This window comes from Paracoccus sp. SY, assembly GCF_002901215.1.
Lineage (GTDB): Bacteria > Pseudomonadota > Alphaproteobacteria > Rhodobacterales > Rhodobacteraceae > Paracoccus > Paracoccus acridae.
Genome location: NZ_NWMQ01000227.1, coordinates 1 through 392, shown reverse-complemented (window position 1 = coordinate 392; position 392 = coordinate 1). Strand labels below are relative to the sequence as shown.

Sequence of the window (392 nt, the reverse complement as noted above, 5' to 3'; positions counted from 1 at the left end):
AAGATGGAGGAGGATCAGAAAACGGGGGTGGGGCCCCGTTTTCCCGACGACGGATCGGATACATCCGGTCCAGTGCCCGGCTTTGCCATTCCCGAACCTCGTCCAGAACCGCGTCGGTGACGCGGCTGATCAGGTCGGGGGAGACCTTCAGGCCGTAAAGATCGAGCAGATGCGCCTGGATGTCGCGCACCGTCAGCCCGGCGGCATAGAGCCCGTCCGCCATGGGCCTCGGACCAGTGGCGGCTTCCATGGCGAACTCTTGTCATCCATGCCATCAATGCGGGTCTGGCCCTTCTTCACCAGCTCCGGCTCGAAGCTGCTGTCGCGGTCACGGGGCACAGCCACCGGCAGTTCGCCGTCCTGGCCCTTCAGCACCTTCGTCGACGAGCCGT

General features: G+C 64.8%; 1 pseudogene. It reads right to left on the bottom strand.

The features are described from left to right. Nucleotides 1-392: pseudogene (locus tag CK944_RS22650) on the bottom strand (transposase); the annotation flags it as partial.